The sequence below is a fragment of the Microcoleus sp. K4-B3 genome (assembly GCF_036704615.1).
GTDB lineage: Bacteria > Cyanobacteriota > Cyanobacteriia > Cyanobacteriales > Microcoleaceae > Microcoleus.
Genome location: NZ_JAUBSF010000002.1, coordinates 13373 through 30291 on the forward strand (window position 1 = coordinate 13373; position 16919 = coordinate 30291).

The window sequence follows — 16919 nt, forward strand, 5'->3', positions numbered from 1 at the left end:
AATCTAAAATCTAAAATGTATGACTTGTGCTTAACACACACTTGGAAATTTGTCAATTCCTAAAGATCTATCAAATAGTCCACAGTTCACTGTTTAAAGCAGGCAGTATGCAGTTACATTGTTAGCTAAATCATGTAATAACTGTATTTGATAGGAGTTTTTCGAGTGAACGCTGCCGAACAAGCCAGAAATATAGAAGTTGCCAGCAAGATTGCTGCGGTTGTTAATTTATTCAAGTCCGAATTCCCGGATACGAAAGTCGATTTGAAGCCTTGGATGAATGACGAGGATACCAGGGAACTTGTAGATCCAGATTCGATCGACATTGGCTTCCATTTCCCCGGTAGAAGCCGCTTGCTGCAAAGCCGGAGCATCTTGATTCAAATCCGATTTTACCAAGATCCGGTAGAAGGAAGCCGTCGGGCGATCGGGGTTGAGGCGGCCGGTTACGATCATACTGGTCAGCAGTGGCGCTTTTCCACCGTGGAAAATTGGAGTTTTCTCGGTCAAACCGAACCCGCTGCGGAGTCAGCCCAAAAGCTCAAAGACTTTTGCCGCGAGATATTCGGTTTGTTTAATAGTTAAGTTCCAGGGATGATAGCAGGGATTTGGCGCCACATCCTGAGTAAATTGATATCAATTATCTTGCACCATTGGTAATAATCCCTTTAGAGGCGTTGCTCAGAGCAACGGCCCACAATAAAATTTAATTTTTGTGGAACAGGCCCGAAAGCCTGTTAAGCGAGAATGGTGCTTTAGAGTGAGTTATTTCACACTATCGCAATTGTCGATCGACCTACAGCCAACTGCATAAACAGATTTGTAAGTAGTCGATCGCTTGCCAAACAAAGTATAGCGGTTATCGCGGACTTGTTCGTACACGCGATCGCCCATCCACTTCATCCCCGGCATTGCCCGGTAAGCAGCCACAAACACCTCGCCAGCAGGCAGTATCCGCCCGATTTCCTCCGCCGCATCGCTGCCCTGCCAGCGCCGTTCCGGGGTGTTGCCATCTATCAAAATCATCCCCATTTCGCAGTCTTCAGACGTAATCCCAAAGCGATTTAATTGCTCTAAATCTTGCATGGGAATATACTCAAACCGCTTGCCTTGGTCTAAGTTTTCTAGTAACTGTACCAAGGTAACGCAGAGATTGCAATTGCCGTCGTAAATTACGTTATATTTCATGGTTATGGGGAATAATGAATTGGGCATTGGGCATTGGGCATCGGGAATGGGTAATTGGTAGTAAATAACTACTGACTACTGACTACTGACTACTGACTACTGACTACTGACTACTGACTACTGACTACTGACTGTTCCCTACAGGAATCTCGATCGCAAATTCCGTGCCTTGACCCGGTGCAGAATCGCACCTAAGCACCCCGCCGTGCTTTTCCACCACAATTTGATAGCTGATAGACAGCCCCAAACCAGTACCTTTACCAGGTTCTTTCGTAGTAAAAAACGGATCGAACAGCCTTTCGTGAACATCTATCGGAATCCCCGGCCCGTTGTCAGCAATCCGAATCACAATATGAGAAGGATGCCGAATTGAATCATCAGAAACAGCAGAATCTGCCTGCCTCAAAGCATCCTGTTCATATTTTACATCCGTACAAATCCGCAGCGTCGGCGAAGGACAATAAGGAATAGGCGCCAGTTCCCCCTCCGCCCACTGTCCAGTCTCCATTGCCTCTTCCAAAGCATCAATTGCATTGCCAATAATATTCATAAATACCTGATTCAACTGTCCTGCATAACACTGTAGGCGGGGCAAATTTCCGAACTCCTTGAGCAGCGTAATTTTCGGATGTCCTGCCGTTTCTTTTAACCTATGCTGCAAAATCAACAAAGTGCTTTCAATCCCTTCGTGAATATCCACCTGCTTTTGTTCGGCTTCGTCCAATCGCGAAAAATTCTTCAGCGACAGCACGATCTGGCGAATTCGCTCTGCTCCCATTTTCATGGAATTTAACAGCTTCGGCAAATCTGTGAGCATAAAATTCAAATCTATCTTTTCTATCTCTTGTTGAATTGCCGGTGTGGGTTGCGGGTATTCCTGCTGGTAAAGTTGCAGCATTTTTAGCAAGTCTTTAAAGTAATCGTTAGCGTGCATGACGTTGCCGTAAATAAAGCTAACTGGATTGTTAATTTCGTGAGCAACGCCAGCGACTAATTGCCCCAAACTTACCATTTTTTCATTTTGAACCATCATGCTTTGAGTTTTATGCACGTCCCGCAGGGCTTTTGCCAATTCTTGATTCTTACTCCTCAATTGACTTTCGGAAAGCTGCACCGCTTCTTCGGCGCGTTTGCGCTTGGTAATATCTTTGCGAATTGCTACATATTGATGGGGTTCTCCGCTGGTATTTAAGCAAGGTACAATCGTAGTATCCAACCAGAATAATGTACCGTCTTTAGCTTGATTTTTCATTTCTCCCCGCCAAACCTTTCCCTGGCGGATGGTTGACCAAAGCTGCTTGAAAAAATCTGCTGGGTGATAGCCAGAATTGACAAGTCTGTGGGTTTTGCCGATCAGTTCTTCTCGGGAATATTTAAAGAGTTCGCAAAATTGATCGTTGACATAGGTAATGGCTCCGAATTCGTCAGTATTCGAGACAATTGCCGATTGATCCAAAGCAAATTTTTCAAATTCCAACTCTTTGAGAGTTTGGCGCAATTCTGCTTCGGCTTGTTTGCGATCGCTAATATCAGTAATCATCCGCAAAACCCCGGAAAATTCGCCCTCAGCGTCCAACGTTGGCGTCGCCGACACGATCGCCCACAAGTGAGATCCGTCTTTGCGAGTAAACTTAAAATCGTAGCGTTCGCGAATGCCTTTCCGGCGGCGCTGCACGTAACTTTCTGCTATTTCCTTAGACTCGCAGTCGATAAATTCAAATAGCGATCGCCCCAGCATTTCCTCCACAGTATACCCGAGCATTTCGGCCATCCGAGAGTTAGCAAAAGTCGTGATGCTTTCGGCGTCAAACATCCAAACGCCCTCCAAAGCCGTCTCGACAATGCAGCGGTAATAACTCTCGCTCTTCCTGAGCACTTCCTCTGTCTGTTTGCGATCGGTAATATCAGTGTGCACCGCTATAAAACCTTCTAGTTCCCCATTTTCTTGATAAATTGGGGCGATCGAAAGCGCCACCCAATAACCCTTTCCATCCTTGTTGTAATTGTAAATTTCCTGATTAAACGGCACACCAGCAGCCAAAGCCGATCGCAGTTGAGCAATAGTTAGCGGGTCTGTTTGAGGGCCTTGCAGTACATCACCCGGTTTTTTTCCCTGCATTTCTGCCAGCACGTAACCGCTAATCCGAGTAAATCCTTCATTCACCCATTCAATGCAGCCTTGAGCATCAGTAATAATCACACCGTTTTGCGTTTTTTGAGCCACAATAGCCAAGCGCGACAATTCAGTTTCATTTTTTTTGCTTTCCGTAATATCTTCAGCAATACCCAGAATGTACTTAGGCGCGCCAGAATCGTCAAACAAAGGAACTTTTTTCGTGTGCAAAATCCGCTTTCCCCGGCGCGGAAGTTGGATAGTTTCTTCTGGCAAATCGACGCCTTTTCTCGTTGCAAACACTTCTAAATCTTGGGCTTGCAAATAGTTAGCCTGATCTGACTCCAACAAGTCAGCAGCATTGTTTAAGAGCACTTCATTGCTGGAATAGCCAAACAATTCTTCGCTAGCAGTATTCCAATAAATAAATTTTTGCTCTACAGCATCTTTAATAAAGACGCTAATCGGCAGATTTTGCAGTACCGCATTCAGAAAATCTTGAGTGCTTCGCAGATTTTCCTCAGCTCGTTTTCGCTCCGTAATATCCAATATCACTCCGTCGAGATAAACAACCCGAGACAGAGAATTTGCGATCGGCGAAACTGGCAAAACCACAGCCGACAAAAATCCCTCAATTTCCCCTTCTATCTCTTGTTTTCCTCTACCCTCCTGGGCCTCACAGCCAACAGCTTGACCTTTTTCGTAAACCCAGCTAATTTCGCCGTCAGCCCGGACAATGCGATATTCAAGGATGTACGGAGTTCTAGTTGCTACACTTTTTTTGACAGTAGCATCCACATTTTTGCGGTCTTGAGGATGGATAATGCTGGCAAAAGAACGGACGCGATCCTTGATAAAATCAGAGGATGGATAGCCTGATATTTCTTGAACAGCGTCGCTCAAAAATGCCATTGTCCGTGTTAACTCCCCGTCTGGGCTCGTACAGTCGCAGGTGCAGTGGTAGACAGCACCGGGAATATTAGCTACTAAATTTTTATATTTTTCTTCGCTGCTTAGCAAAGATGAGCCGTCTTCGTTATTGCGATCGCCGTTCTTAAATTTAGAAGAATTCGAGGAAATCTGCATGATTTTTTTCACTTGTGAGTGCGGGGGCAAGTGTTAGAGTAGATGACCCTATAAAAAGTGAATTTAATTTCCGAAACAATTCGTTATAAACTAATATAGTACAAAATTAGTTCTGCGAACATTCAGAAAATTTGAGGGTGGTTAATAGGTAGAGCTAATCAAGGCTAGAAATGTAGAAAACTGTTCGGCAACCGATTGTTTGACGGATTTAACGGATTTAACGGATGGATGTTGCACCATTCTCAATCAGGCTTTTAGGGGCGGGCTAGAAGATCCCACCCCACAAGAAATTCATTCTTCGCTTCAGAGGCCCGAAAGCCTGTTAAGCGAGAATGGTGCAAGATGTGAGTTTAACGGATTTAACCGATGGATGTTGAGGTTCGAGGGAAAGAGGGAAGATTTTCCCACGCCACTCTCCCACTCCCCCTCTCCCACTCTCCTACTCTCCCACTCCCACTCCCCCACTCTCGTTACAATAAGATAAGTTGCCTTGCTACCGATCGCCCCTCAAACAAAACATCATGACTCAACAACAACCCCGGATTTGCATTCTCGGCGGAGGCTTCGGCGGACTCTACACAGCCCTGCGCTTGAGTCAGTTACCCTTCTCCAAAACCGAAAAACCAGAAATTGTTCTAGTTGACCGCCGCGATCGATTTTTGTTCGTTCCCCTGCTGTACGAACTCCTGACAGGCGAACTCCAAACCTGGGAAATTGCTCCACCGTTTGCCGAAGTCTTGCAGAACACAGGTGTGCGCTTTTGTCAAGGTACTGTCTCCGGCATCGATGTGGAGGAAAAGCGAGTGCACTTGCACGACGGGCCAGAAATTCCGTGCGATCGCCTAGTTTTAGCTTTAGGCGGCGAAACCCCTCTAGATATGGTCAAGGGTGCGGTTGAATACGCTTACTCGTTTCGCACCCTCGACGACGCTTACCGCTTAGAAGAAAGACTGCGATTTTTAGAAGCCAGCAACACCGACAAAATTCGGGTTGCGATCGTCGGCGCCGGTTATTCGGGAGTAGAATTAGCTTGTAAATTAGCCGATCGACTCGGAGACAAAGGTCGCGTGCGGTTAGTCGAGCAAAGCGACAGGATTCTGCAGACATCGCCGGAGTTCAACCGCGAAGCCGCCACAAAAGCTTTAGACAAACGGAAAGTGTGGATCGACTTAGAAACAACTGTAGAGGCGATCGAAGCGGACACAATATCCTTACTTTACAAAGGACAATTAGATGTTCTCCCCGTAGACATAGTATTGTGGACAGTAGGAACTCAAGTTAGTCAAGCAGTGCGATCGCTACCCCTCAAACAAAACCGCCGCGGTCAATTAACAGTCAATCCGACAATGCAAATTATCGACCATCCAGACATATTTGCCTTGGGAGACTTAGTTGAATGTCACGATGCGATCGGTCAAAAAGTCCCCGCAACAGCCCAAACAGCCTTCCAGCAAGCTGACTACACCGCCTGGAACATTTGGGCCTCCCTCACCGGCCGCCCATTACTTCCTTTCCGCTATCAGCCGCTAGGAGAAATGATGACATTAGGAATAGACAACGCCACCCTAGCCGGTTTAGGAATTAAACTCGACGGACAACTAGCACACATTGCTCGCCGCTTAGCTTATCTCTATCGAATGCCCACATTTGACCATCAACTAAAAGTTGGTTTCAATTGGATTAGCAAGCCGATTCAAGAGTTGCTTAAAAGCTAATCGATGCTTTTTCAAATAGATCGGCAACAGGCAAGATTCCTGTTCCACCAAGATTCAGTTTTTTTGTGGGGTGGGCATCCTGCCGCCCCTCAGCAACAGGCAAGATGCCTGTTCCACAAATAATTAGTTTTATTGTTCAGCAACAGGCAAGATGCCTGTTTCACCAAGATTCAGTTTTTTTGTGGGGTGGGCATCCTGCCCGCCCCTCAGCAACAGGCAAGATGCCTGTTCCACAAATAATTAGTTTTATTGTTCAGCAACAGGCAAGATGCCTGTTTCACCAAGATTCAGTTTTTTTGTGGGGGTGGGCATCCTGCCCGCCCGTCAGCTAGAAAATATGAGGCAAAATAAACCTTGCAAACTTCAACAGTTCAACAGCCAAAAACCGAACTTCCGCCCCTAGTTCAGCGCGATATTCTGTTTGGAAATCCCGAAAAAACTAGCCCCAAACTTTCACCCGACGGCAAGTATATCGCCTACATTGCACCCGACGAAAACAACGTCTTGCAAGTGCGACTCCGTACCGTCGGTCAAGCAGATGACCGCCAACTAACAGCCGATAAAAAACGCGGCATCCGCATCTTTTTCTGGACTTACAGCGGCGAAGAGCTCATTTATCAGCAAGATATTGATGGTGATGAAAAATGGCATTTATTCTCAGTCAATATTCAGTCAAACCTGGTTCGCGACTTGACACCATTTCAAGGTGTTCGAGCTCATCCGATCGCCCTTGACCGCAACTTCCCTAATGAAATATTAGTGGAAATGAACATCAGCGATCGCCGCAAACACGATGTTTACCGCATCAACCTGCAAAACGGTGCCGTTGAACTCGACACCGACAACCCCGGTAACATCATGGGTTGGACTTGGATTGCGGACGCCCAATTTCAAGTGCGGGCGGCGACAGCCACAAATGCCGACGGCAGTACAGAATTGCTATTTCGAGAAACTGCCGATAAGTCTTGGGAAAGCTTGCGACGCTGGGGCCCCGACGACGAAGGCGGTGCCGTCATGTTCTCAAAAAACGGCAAAATTCTTTACATCATCGGCAATCACGATGCTAACGCCAAACGTTCGATCGCACTCGACTTGGAAACCAAACAAGAAACTGATATCGCCTCTGATCCAGAATACGATGTCGGCGATATTTTGATACACCCCACCAAGCGAGAGATTCAAGCAGTTTCCTTCTACAAAGACAAGCAAGAGTGGCAAATTTTAGATCAAAGCATAACAGAAGATTTTGAGGCGATCGGCAAATTCCGTCCCGGCGAATTCGACCTCACCAGCCGCAACCTCGCCGACACTACTTGGCTAATTGCTTACAGGACAGACGACGGCCCAGTTTATTATTATGCCTACGATCGCGCTTCCAAAACCTTCACCTTTCTGTTTAGCAACCAACCCAAACTCGAAGGGCTACCACTATCATCAATGGAACCCATTTCTTACACCGCAAGAGATGGTTTAACCATTCACGGCTACCTGACAAAACCGATTGGTGTCTCAACACCCGTACCGACAGTCTTGCTAGTTCACGGCGGCCCCTCGGCACGCGATATCTGGGGTTACAACCCACAAGCCCAATGGCTGGCAAACCGAGGTTACGCCGTTTTGCAAATCAATTTTCGCGGTTCCACCGGCTACGGTAAAGCCTTTCTCAATGCCGGCAATCGCGAATGGGCAGCTAAAATGCACGACGACTTGCTAGATGGCGTAAATTGGCTGGTAGAAACAGGAATTGCCCAACAGGATAAAATTGCGATTATGGGCGGTTCCTACGGCGGTTATGCCGCCTTAGTAGGATTGACTTTTAGTCCCGATGTTTTTGCCTGCGCCGTCGATATTGTCGGGCCAAGCAATTTGATTACGCTGCTGCAAACTATTCCCCCTTACTGGGAACCGAGAAAAGCAAGTTTGTATCACCGCGTGGGCAATTTGGAAACAGAACCAGACTTTTTGAAATCGCGATCCCCTTTATCTTTTGTCGATCGCATCCAGAAACCTTTACTCATCGCCCAAGGTGCTAACGACCCGCGAGTTAAAGTAGCAGAAAGCGAGCAAATTGTCAATGCCATGAAGCAAGCCGGCAAACCTGTAGAATACGTGCTTTATACAGACGAAGGACACGGATTTGCGCGGCCGGAAAATCGCCTGCACTTTTATGCGATCGCCGAAGAATTCCTCGCCAAATATTTAGGCGGTCGATTTGAACCTGCGGGCAATATTGCCAATCATTCCGGTGTAGTAAATCCGCCAACAACTAACAACTAAGTAGAAGTAACAAGGAAATCCCAATTATTCACATCTCTCTTCTCTTCTGTTTTCCTCTCTTCTCTTCCTCTGTGTTCTCTGTGTTCTCTGCGGTTAAATCATTCCGATGCAACCGGATTTGCGATAAGTCTTCTTCCTTCTTCCTTCTAAAATGACCAAAATTATTTTTTTAGATGCCGCAGGCACACTATTTGACGTTCGCGGCAGCGTCGGCGAGGTATATGGAAAATTAGCCAGCAGTTGGGGAATAACTGTTTCTAACGAAGAGTTAAATGCAGCATTTTCCCAAAGCTTTTCTTCAGCAAGTCCGATGGCATTTCCAGGGAGAGAATTAGCAAAAATTCCCCAGCTAGAATTTGAATGGTGGCAAGCAGTTGCCACTAAAGCTTTTCAAATAGCAGGCGTTTATCACCAATTTTCAGACTTTCCCAAATTCTTTGTCGAACTCTACGCTCATTTTGCCAGCGCTGAACCTTGGTTCGTCTATCCCGACGTATTGCCCGCATTAAATAAGTGGCAGCAACAAGGAATTGAATTAGCAGTAGTATCGAATTTCGATTCCAGAATTTATGCAGTATTAAAAGCACTCAATTTAGCAGAATATTTCACATCTGTGACAATTTCCACTGAGGTGGGTGCAGCCAAACCAGATTCTCAAATTTTTACCGCTGCTTTGCAAAAGCACAACTGCATTGCCGAGAATGTGTTGCATATCGGCGACAGCTTCAAAGCAGATTATTGCGGCGCTAAAACTGCTGGTTTAAAAGCAATTTGGTTGAACAGACAACAGGAAAAAGTAGAATCAGGCAAAATTCCTTTAACTGAAACGAAAATAGAACAGTGCAGCAGCCTTGATTATTTAACCTTTTAACTTTACAATTTTAACTAACGTACACAATTTAATAAATCAATTATCTGTAAGGTTCGCAGCGCGGATCTTATGGTTATCTGTAGGGTGCGCGCTGCGACCTTACCGTTATTAACTAACGTACAAAATTTAATACATCAAGAGCTTTACCGCTATAGGGAGACAGTAGTACCAAATCATGAAAAAAACAGCGCTGACAACTATATTAACAGACACAATCACCGTGTTTTGGGGAGAATGGTTAGATTTGCGAGTCCGAATCGTGCCAGTTGCCGCCGCTGGTTTAGTATCCCCAGTAATTTACATTTTAGCTTTTGGTTTCGGGTTGGGAAGTTCCTTGCCTAAACCTGCAATTGGTGGCAATTATCTAGAATTTATGCTGCCGGGAATGGTAGCACTCTCATCGATGACTGTAAGTTTTACCGGCACAGTATTTTCGATTTGCGGCGAACGCCTTTATACTAAAACATTTGAGGAATTGCTGTTGCTGCCAGTACACCCGCTCGCTTTGCACGCGGGCAAAATGCTAGCAGGAATACTGCGGGGAATGCTGACTTCTGTTTCGGTGATTTTAGTAGCAGTTTTGTTTACTCAAAAGCTCGTCTTTCTGAATCCACTATTTTTGTTAGTAATAATTCTCAACTCCGCTGTATTTGCGGGCATGGGAGTGATAGTAGGTTTAACCGTAAAATCTATCGAATCAGTCGGATTGTACAACAATTTTCTGATAACTCCGATGTCATTTTTAGGAGCAACATTTTTCGACCCAGCGACGCTGCCGGTAGCCCTTAAAGGCATAGTTTATCTGTTGCCCCTGACTTATGCCAGTATTGGATTGAGAGCCGCTGCTTACGATCTGGCCAAGTTTCCTTGGTACAGCATACCCGTTTTGTTAGTGGCTGCGATCGCCTTTTCTTTAATCGGTGCCCGCCAATTTACTACCCAGCAAGACTGAACAAAGCCATCAGTCATCGGTCATTAGTCATTACTGATTAGTCCAGGACTTACATAATATCGGTAAGGTGCGCACGGCGCACCCTACATAATACAGATTCTGAATCCATAAGTGTGGTTATTAGTCATTAACTAAGCTGTCGCGCATTTAAATTGCATTTTAGAGGCGGGCGGGACGCCCACCCCACAAAAGTTTGATTGTTTTTTGACAGACAATTTAAATGCCGAACAGCTTATGCGTTTAAAAGATATTATAAAGCAACTTATAAATCAAGCGAAAAATAGCTGTTCCAGCGATCGCCCCCAAAGCACCCAACCATCCCACAAATAACACGCCCGTGAGCGGAGAATTAGGATAAATCGCAACTGCCGCCGTCTGCAAAGCCGGAAAAAACCACAGCAAAGCCAGAGTACCTGCACCAATAATCAACATCTCAGTTTGTTCGATCGCCCTGCGGTACTGCCCGTAAATCAAACCCGCCACAATCATCCCCAACAATCCGATACCAACACTCGGAGAAAACGGTAAACTCGTCAGGGCGATCGCCAGCAACCCACCCTCAAAACCCGTAAACGCCGCCCCTCCCAAAACCTCCCAAATAGAAAAAGCCCTTCTCGGCGAAGGTTGCAGGCCAGACGGAGGAGTTGCAGGAACAGGCACAGGAGGCTGCTGAGTCGGTGGTAGCTGCTGAGTCGGTAGGGGAGTCGGAGTCCTGACTGTCGGCGGTGCCACGACCCTCGTAGGCTGTTGAGAATTGTATTTCAAAGCCGCTTCCACCTCCGCTGCCGACTGAAAGCGCTGGCTGGGAGCGGATAATAACATTCGATCGAGAACGTGAGCCAAACGCGAACTTACCTGCACCCGCGACTGCCAATTCCACTCGTTTCTGTAACTATCAAACAACTCCGTCGGCTGCAAACCGCTCAGCAAAGTAATGCAAGTCACAGCCAAAGCATACAAATCCGTTGCCGGATACACTTCTTGCCCGCTCATCTGTTCTGGCGGAGCATAACCCAAAGAATAAATACCAGTCGAAGCTTTTGCACTCCCAACACTTTGTGTTACTTGTTTAACAGCCCCAAAATCTAATAAATAAAGCCGACCGTTTTTACCCCGCATAATATTAGCAGGTTTAATATCCCGGTGAATCGAACCGCGAGAGTGGACAAAATCGAGAACCTTCAAAATTTCCCGCAGCACCTCCACCGTTTCCGCCTCCGAAAACTTGCCTTTAACAGCCAGTTCATCTTCCAAATTTTCACCGTCAATAAATTCTTGAACCAGATAGAAAAACTGATCGTTTTTCCCTGCCTGCAAACTCGTAACAGTCAGCTCAAAAAACGCCAGCAAACTCGGAATTTGCGAATGTTCGTTTCCCAGTTCTTCCAGCACCGCCGCTTCCCGTTCAAACAGAGTTTGAGCGATTTTTAGCTGTGCCGGAGTCAGACTTACCGACGGCTGCAAAAGTTTAGCAACGCACTGCCGCATCGCCGGAGTATAGCGGTCTCTGGCTAAAAACGCCGCCCCAAAACCGCCTTGACCCAACAACCTCACGGGCAGATAGCGACCGCTCAAAATCAGGGGCATCCCGCAAGTCGTGCAAAACTTTTGCTGCACCGTTTTCAGCCGCGAACTGTCATCGAGGTCGGGAAAATAGTTTTGAGGCCGCGGGCAGCCCGGGCGGGTGCAGTAAACTTCCATTTTGGTTTGGTAATTGGTTGTTGGTAATTGGTAATTGGTAATTGGTAATTTGCCATTTTTCCCAGGAGTTATCAAACCAGATTTTAATCTCTCAACTAACCGCGAACTGCTCACAACCGGCGACCTAAAAGATTAACTTCCCGCCGAGTTGGGAGTTGCTATTTCTATGAGTCCCAACTCGATCGCCGGGGGTTCTTTCTTCTCGTGGATGGTGGAATAAGTAGCAAACTGGGGCAAAATTTCATTGCTGAAAGCCTCCGCAGCTTTAGAACGGTAGCGGTTGGGGTTGTAAATCAGGGACAAAATCCGAGTTACCAAAACTTCGTTCATTTGAGATTTGTGCAAGACGCCCATGAGCAACTCTTTTTCGATCGCCGAAACCGAGACAAAAGCAGCTCCCAGCCCCGACTGAACGGCATTTTTAATTGCTTCGATCGAATTTAGCTCCATCTCAATTTTCAAGCGGCGCGTGTCAATGCCGCAGCGAGTCAGTACCTGATCGATTACTTTGCGGATAGTAGACTGCGAATCCAGGGATATAAACTGCAATTTGTAAAGGTCTTCTTTTTGGATACTTTCTTGTTGTACCATCGGGTGAGATGGAGGGAGAATCAGAGCCAGTTCGTCCTCAGCGTAAGGAACAATTTCTAAAGCTTCTACAAGTTCGGTAGGAATTTCTCCGCCAACAATTGCCAAATCGATTTGCCCGTTGGCCACACTCCACGCCGTGCGGCGAGTCGAGTGAACGTGAAGCTGTACTGCTACATCCGGGTACTTTTGGCGAAACATCCCGATCATCCGGGGCAGCAAATACGTCCCCGTTGTTTGAGAAGCGCCCACGATCAAAGTACCGCCTTGCAGATTTTGCAAGTCTTCCAGAGCTCGACAAGTTTCCTGGCAAAGCGATAAAATTTTCTCGCCGTAACTCAGCAGCAGGTGTCCGGCTTCGGTCAGTTGCGCCCGCCGCCCCCCCCGGTCAAACAGCGGCACGTCCAATTGTCTCTCTAAGTTTTGCACCTGCAAGCTAACTGCTGGCTGCGATACATAGAGGCTGTCTGCGGCGCGTTTGAAGCTTCCTTCAGAGGCGATCGCCTTGAGAATGCGTAACTGGTCTAAAGTGAAAGGAAGGTCAGACATATATCTAAATTGTCAGTTGTCAGTTGTCAGTTGTCAGTTGTCAGTTGACGGTTGACGGTTGACTGTAGGCAGCGAACAGCAAACAGCGAACAGTCAACAGCGAACAGTCAACAGCGAACAGCGAACAGTCAACAGTCAACAGCGAACAGTGAACAGTTAACTGACTGATAACCGCTGAATGCTCCCATAGATACTTTGTGACACAAATTGGCAGAGAATCAATAACTTTTCTTAATATTTGCAATGACGATCGACTTGGCGCTCGACTCCCACTTAGTTATTCTGGGCTTGTTACTGGTTTTTGCGATCGCCCACAGCGGTTTAGCAGCCCTCCGGCCAAAAGGTGAAAAGCTGATTGGGCCGAGACTTTACCGCGTTTTTTTTGCCCTTGTCAGTTTGCCGCTAGCCGTCATTCTGGTTGTCTACTTTTTCAACCACCGTTACGACGGTTTGCAGCTTTGGCAAGTACAGGGAGTACCCGGAGTTAAACCCGCAGTTTGGATACTTTCGGCAATTTCTTTTCTGTTTCTGTACCCAGCAACTTTCAACCTCCTAGAAATTGCCGCCGTCCAAAAGCCCCAAGTTCACCTCTACGAAGCCGGCATCATTCGCATCACCCGTCACCCGCAAATGGTGGGACAGGTGATTTGGTGCGTGGCCCACACCCTGTGGATTGGTACTAGCTTTACCCTCGTCACTTCTATCGGTTTGGTACTTCACCACCTTTTTGGAGTGTGGCACGGCGACAGGCGGCTTCAGGCTCGTTTTGGAGAATCCTTTGAAACCATCAAATCTCGAACCTCAATTATTCCATTTTTGGCAATCCTACAAAAGCGTCAAACCCTTGATTTGCTTGAGTTTTTGCGCCCTTCCTACGTAGGTGTAGTCATTTTTACGGGCCTGCTGTGGAAAATTCATCCTTTTTTGATGCGTGTCACTAGGAACACATACTGGTAGCATGATCCCTAGGATAGAAAAAAATTATTAAATTTTGAGGGCTCATGGTGTTGTCGGTTAGCGAACGCACTTTTGCACAAGAGGTGTTTCAAGCCTCTACCCCCGTTTTAGTGCACTTTTCGGCGCCTTGGTGCGGTTTGTGCCGCGCGATCGACCCCACGCTTAAGACTTTTGAGGCACACTGGGCAGAAAAAGTCAAACTCGTAGGGGTGAATGCGGATCAATGTTTCAAGTTGGCCCACACTTACCGGCTGACAAGTCTGCCGACGCTGATTTTGTTTGAGGGCGATAAAGTTCGATTTAGATTTGAAGACTACCAAGGACGCGAGGAACTGCGGCGGACTCTGGATTCGTGGATGCTAGCGGCTCACGTAGCTTCCCCATCTCAACGGCTGCAACGCCAGGAAGTAGCCAACAGGTAACGGTTCCAAGACATTCGGCTCTTGTTTAGAAGGCCTTCGGCTTTTATGTAGAAAGCAGAAGGCTTTCCCCATTTTTCCATCAACCATCTGACACCAAAATAAATCTCGCCGTCTTGAATTCACAGGACTGTAAGATTTGTCGTATAGTTTCCGTTTTCACCGGAATAATAATTTTCGGCCTTTAGTGCGATCGTCTCGCTGGCGATGAAAAAAGTAGGGCGATCGTCTCGCTCGCGATCGCACTCGGCTATAGCAATACTTAAAGAATTGGATCGAGTATTTTGGCCCAGTCGGGCAGGCGTGTGTCACAATTGTTTACAGTTTTGGCAATATCTAGTAGAAACTTTAAACTACCTATCAGTGATGGAACTGCTTTATCAATACGCTTGGCTGATTCCTGTCCTGCCGCTGGCAGGCGCAATGCTAGTAGGTCTAGGTTTAATCACCTTTAACCAGGCAACCAACAAGCTCCGACAAGCGAATGCGATATTAATCGTCTCCGCACTCGGAGGGTCAATGGTACTCTCTTTCGCATTGCTGTGGAGTCAACTACAGGGCCACGCACCCTACACCCGCACTATTCAGTGGGCTTCTGCAGGCGACTTCTCGCTGAATATGGGCTATATCATCGACCCCCTGACGGCGGTAATGCTGGCGATCGTAACCACGGTCGCCTTTTTGGTGATGATTTACACCGACGGCTACATGGCTCACGATGACGGGTACGTGCGCTTTTACGCTTACCTGAGCATCTTCAGCGCGTCGATGTTGGGTCTGGTAATCAGCCCGAATATCGTTCAGATTTACATTTTTTGGGAACTCGTAGGTATGTGTTCATACCTGCTAGTCGGATTTTGGTACGATCGCAAACCCGCTGCTGACGCTTGCCAAAAAGCTTTTGTCACCAACCGCGTCGGCGACTTCGGCCTGCTGCTGGGCATCCTCGGCATTTACTGGGCCACCGGCAGCTTTGAATTTGAGGTGATGGGCGAACGCCTGCACTCCTTAGTCGAATCCGGTGCTCTGTCGGCGACTCTGGCGACAATCTTCGGCGTCCTGATATTTTTGGGACCAGCAGCCAAATCCGCTCAATTCCCCCTCCACGTCTGGCTACCAGACGCAATGGAAGGCCCGACACCGATTTCGGCCTTAATCCACGCCGCGACAATGGTAGCCGCCGGCGTATTCCTGATCGCTCGGATGTACCCGGTGTTTGAGGGGCTGCCGGCAGTCATGAATTTGATCGCCTGCACCGGCTGTTTTACGGCATTTATGGGAGCGTCGATCGCGATTACCCAAAATGACATCAAAAAAGGCTTAGCCTACTCCACCATCTCCCAACTCGGCTACATGGTGATGGCGATGGGCGTCGGCGCTTACAGTGCCGGACTTTTCCACTTGATGACTCACGCTTACTTCAAAGCAATGCTGTTCCTGTGTTCAGGTTCAGTGATTCACGGTATGGAAGCAGTTGTAGGCCACAACCCCGCTCTCGCTCAAGATATGCGAGTCATGGGCGGCTTGCGGAAATATATGCCGATTACTTCTGCTTGCTTTTTAATCGGCAATTTAGCAATCTGCGGAATTCCGCCGTTTGCTGGTTTTTGGTCAAAAGACGAAATTCTCGCCAGCGCCTTCGCAGCCAATCCCGCTCTGTGGGCTGTTAGCTGGCTGACGGCCGGGATGACCGCGTTTTATATGTTCCGGATGTATTTCAGCACCTTTGAGGGCGAATTCCGCGGAAATGACAGCGCCATCAAGCGGCAACTCCTGCAACCCGGTGTTGCTTTCGGCCCCGGAGCGATGAACGTTAAGGAATTGGCATCAACTGGCGACAGTCACGATGAGCACGATCATTTGCCTCACGAATCTCCTCTGACAATGGCTCTGCCGTTAGTGTTGCTGGCAGTACCTTCTGTGTTTATCGGTTTTCTCGGTACGCCGTTTGCCAATTATTTCGAGCAGTTTGTTCGCGCTCCTGGCGAGTCTCTCGAAGAAGTTTTGGAACACGCTGCTGAGTTCAATTTGACGGAATTTTTGATTATGGGCGGAAGCTCTGTAGGTATTGCTTTGCTGGGCATTACTTTGGCTTCTCTGATGTATTTGAGCCGTAAAATTGATGCTGGGGCGATCGCCCAAAAAATCAAACCGCTTTACGAGTTCTCCCTCAACAAGTGGTATCTCGACGATATCAACGAATTTCTCTTCGTCAAAGGCAGCCGCCGTTTAGCGCGGCAAGTCATGGAAGTTGATTTGCGAGTCGTCGATGGTGTCGTCAACTTAACAGGGCTTATCACCCTGGTTACGGGCGAAGGTTTGAAATACTTTGAGAGCGGTCGCGCTCAATTTTATGCCCTGATTGTGTTTGTCGCAGTTCTGGGTTTTGCGATCGTTTCTGGAGTTAGTTAAATCTGTAGGGACACGGCATTTAGTGTCAACTTAAGGTAAAAGTTAGTACCGGTCTGCTATCTGACGATGAGGCCTCGCTCCCCCCTAGCCC

General features: G+C 47.4%; 12 protein-coding genes. 8 read left to right on the top strand and 4 right to left on the bottom strand.

Annotated features, from left to right (window positions below; all coding sequences use genetic code 11):
- Positions 1 to 165 precede the first annotated feature (165 nt).
- Positions 166 to 585, top strand: a complete 420-nt coding sequence (locus tag QUA78_RS01505; protein WP_332960918.1) for a hypothetical protein — start codon at positions 166 to 168, stop codon at positions 583 to 585.
- A 180-nt stretch (positions 586 to 765) separates the two neighbouring features.
- Here QUA78_RS01505 and QUA78_RS01510 read toward each other — a convergent pair whose 3' ends face one another.
- Together QUA78_RS01510 and QUA78_RS01515 are read right to left on the bottom strand one after the other, a co-directional pair.
- Positions 766 to 1188, bottom strand: coding sequence for a DCC1-like thiol-disulfide oxidoreductase family protein (locus tag QUA78_RS01510; protein WP_333302871.1), 423 nt, complete (start codon positions 1186 to 1188; stop codon positions 766 to 768).
- 124 nt (positions 1189 to 1312) lie between these two features.
- Positions 1313 to 4387 (bottom strand): PAS domain S-box protein, encoded by a 3075-nt coding sequence (locus tag QUA78_RS01515; RefSeq protein ID WP_333302869.1) that lies wholly within the window; start codon positions 4385 to 4387, stop codon positions 1313 to 1315.
- Between the two features lie 521 nt (positions 4388 to 4908).
- On the opposite strand from QUA78_RS01515, the gene QUA78_RS01520 reads away from it, so the two are divergent.
- The 4 genes from QUA78_RS01520 (at position 4909) to QUA78_RS01535 (ending at position 10202) form a co-directional block, all read left to right on the top strand.
- The gene (locus tag QUA78_RS01520; RefSeq protein WP_333302867.1) at positions 4909 to 6102 is read left to right on the top strand and encodes an NAD(P)/FAD-dependent oxidoreductase; all 1194 of its coding nucleotides are present in this window, start codon (positions 4909 to 4911) and stop codon (positions 6100 to 6102) included.
- 354 nt (positions 6103 to 6456) lie between these two features.
- Positions 6457 to 8379: a S9 family peptidase gene (locus QUA78_RS01525; RefSeq protein ID WP_333302866.1), complete on the top strand. Its 1923-nt coding sequence runs from the start codon at positions 6457 to 6459 to the stop codon at positions 8377 to 8379.
- A 151-nt stretch (positions 8380 to 8530) separates the two neighbouring features.
- The gene (locus tag QUA78_RS01530; RefSeq protein ID WP_333302864.1) at positions 8531 to 9250 is read left to right on the top strand and encodes an HAD-IA family hydrolase; all 720 of its coding nucleotides are present in this window, start codon (positions 8531 to 8533) and stop codon (positions 9248 to 9250) included.
- A gap of 175 nt (positions 9251 to 9425) precedes the next feature.
- On the top strand, positions 9426 to 10202 hold the full coding sequence (locus tag QUA78_RS01535) for an ABC transporter permease (protein ID WP_333302862.1): 777 nt from the start codon (positions 9426 to 9428) through the stop codon (positions 10200 to 10202).
- Between the two features lie 240 nt (positions 10203 to 10442).
- Here the strand turns inward: QUA78_RS01535 and QUA78_RS01540 are convergent, their stop codons facing one another.
- Entirely contained in the window at positions 10443 to 11903 is a 1461-nt protein-coding gene (locus QUA78_RS01540) for a serine/threonine-protein kinase (RefSeq protein ID WP_333302886.1), read from the bottom strand.
- Positions 11904 to 12035: 132 nt separating this feature from the next.
- A complete protein-coding gene (locus QUA78_RS01545) occupies positions 12036 to 13040 on the bottom strand; it encodes a LysR family transcriptional regulator (protein ID WP_333302860.1) in 1005 nt (334 codons plus the stop codon).
- Positions 13041 to 13283: 243 nt separating this feature from the next.
- Between QUA78_RS01545 and QUA78_RS01550 the strand changes: the two genes are divergently transcribed.
- The 3 genes from QUA78_RS01550 to QUA78_RS01560 all read left to right on the top strand — a co-directional run bounded on the left by QUA78_RS01550 (position 13284) and on the right by QUA78_RS01560 (position 16828).
- Complete coding sequence (locus QUA78_RS01550; RefSeq protein WP_333302859.1) at positions 13284 to 13997, top strand: NnrU family protein; 714 nt, start codon at positions 13284 to 13286, stop codon at positions 13995 to 13997.
- A 44-nt stretch (positions 13998 to 14041) separates the two neighbouring features.
- Positions 14042 to 14419, top strand: coding sequence for a thioredoxin family protein (locus QUA78_RS01555; RefSeq protein WP_333302858.1), 378 nt, complete (start codon positions 14042 to 14044; stop codon positions 14417 to 14419).
- Between the two features lie 363 nt (positions 14420 to 14782).
- Positions 14783 to 16828: an NAD(P)H-quinone oxidoreductase subunit 5 gene (locus QUA78_RS01560; RefSeq protein WP_333302884.1), complete on the top strand. Its 2046-nt coding sequence runs from the start codon at positions 14783 to 14785 to the stop codon at positions 16826 to 16828.
- Positions 16829 to 16919 lie beyond the last annotated feature (91 nt).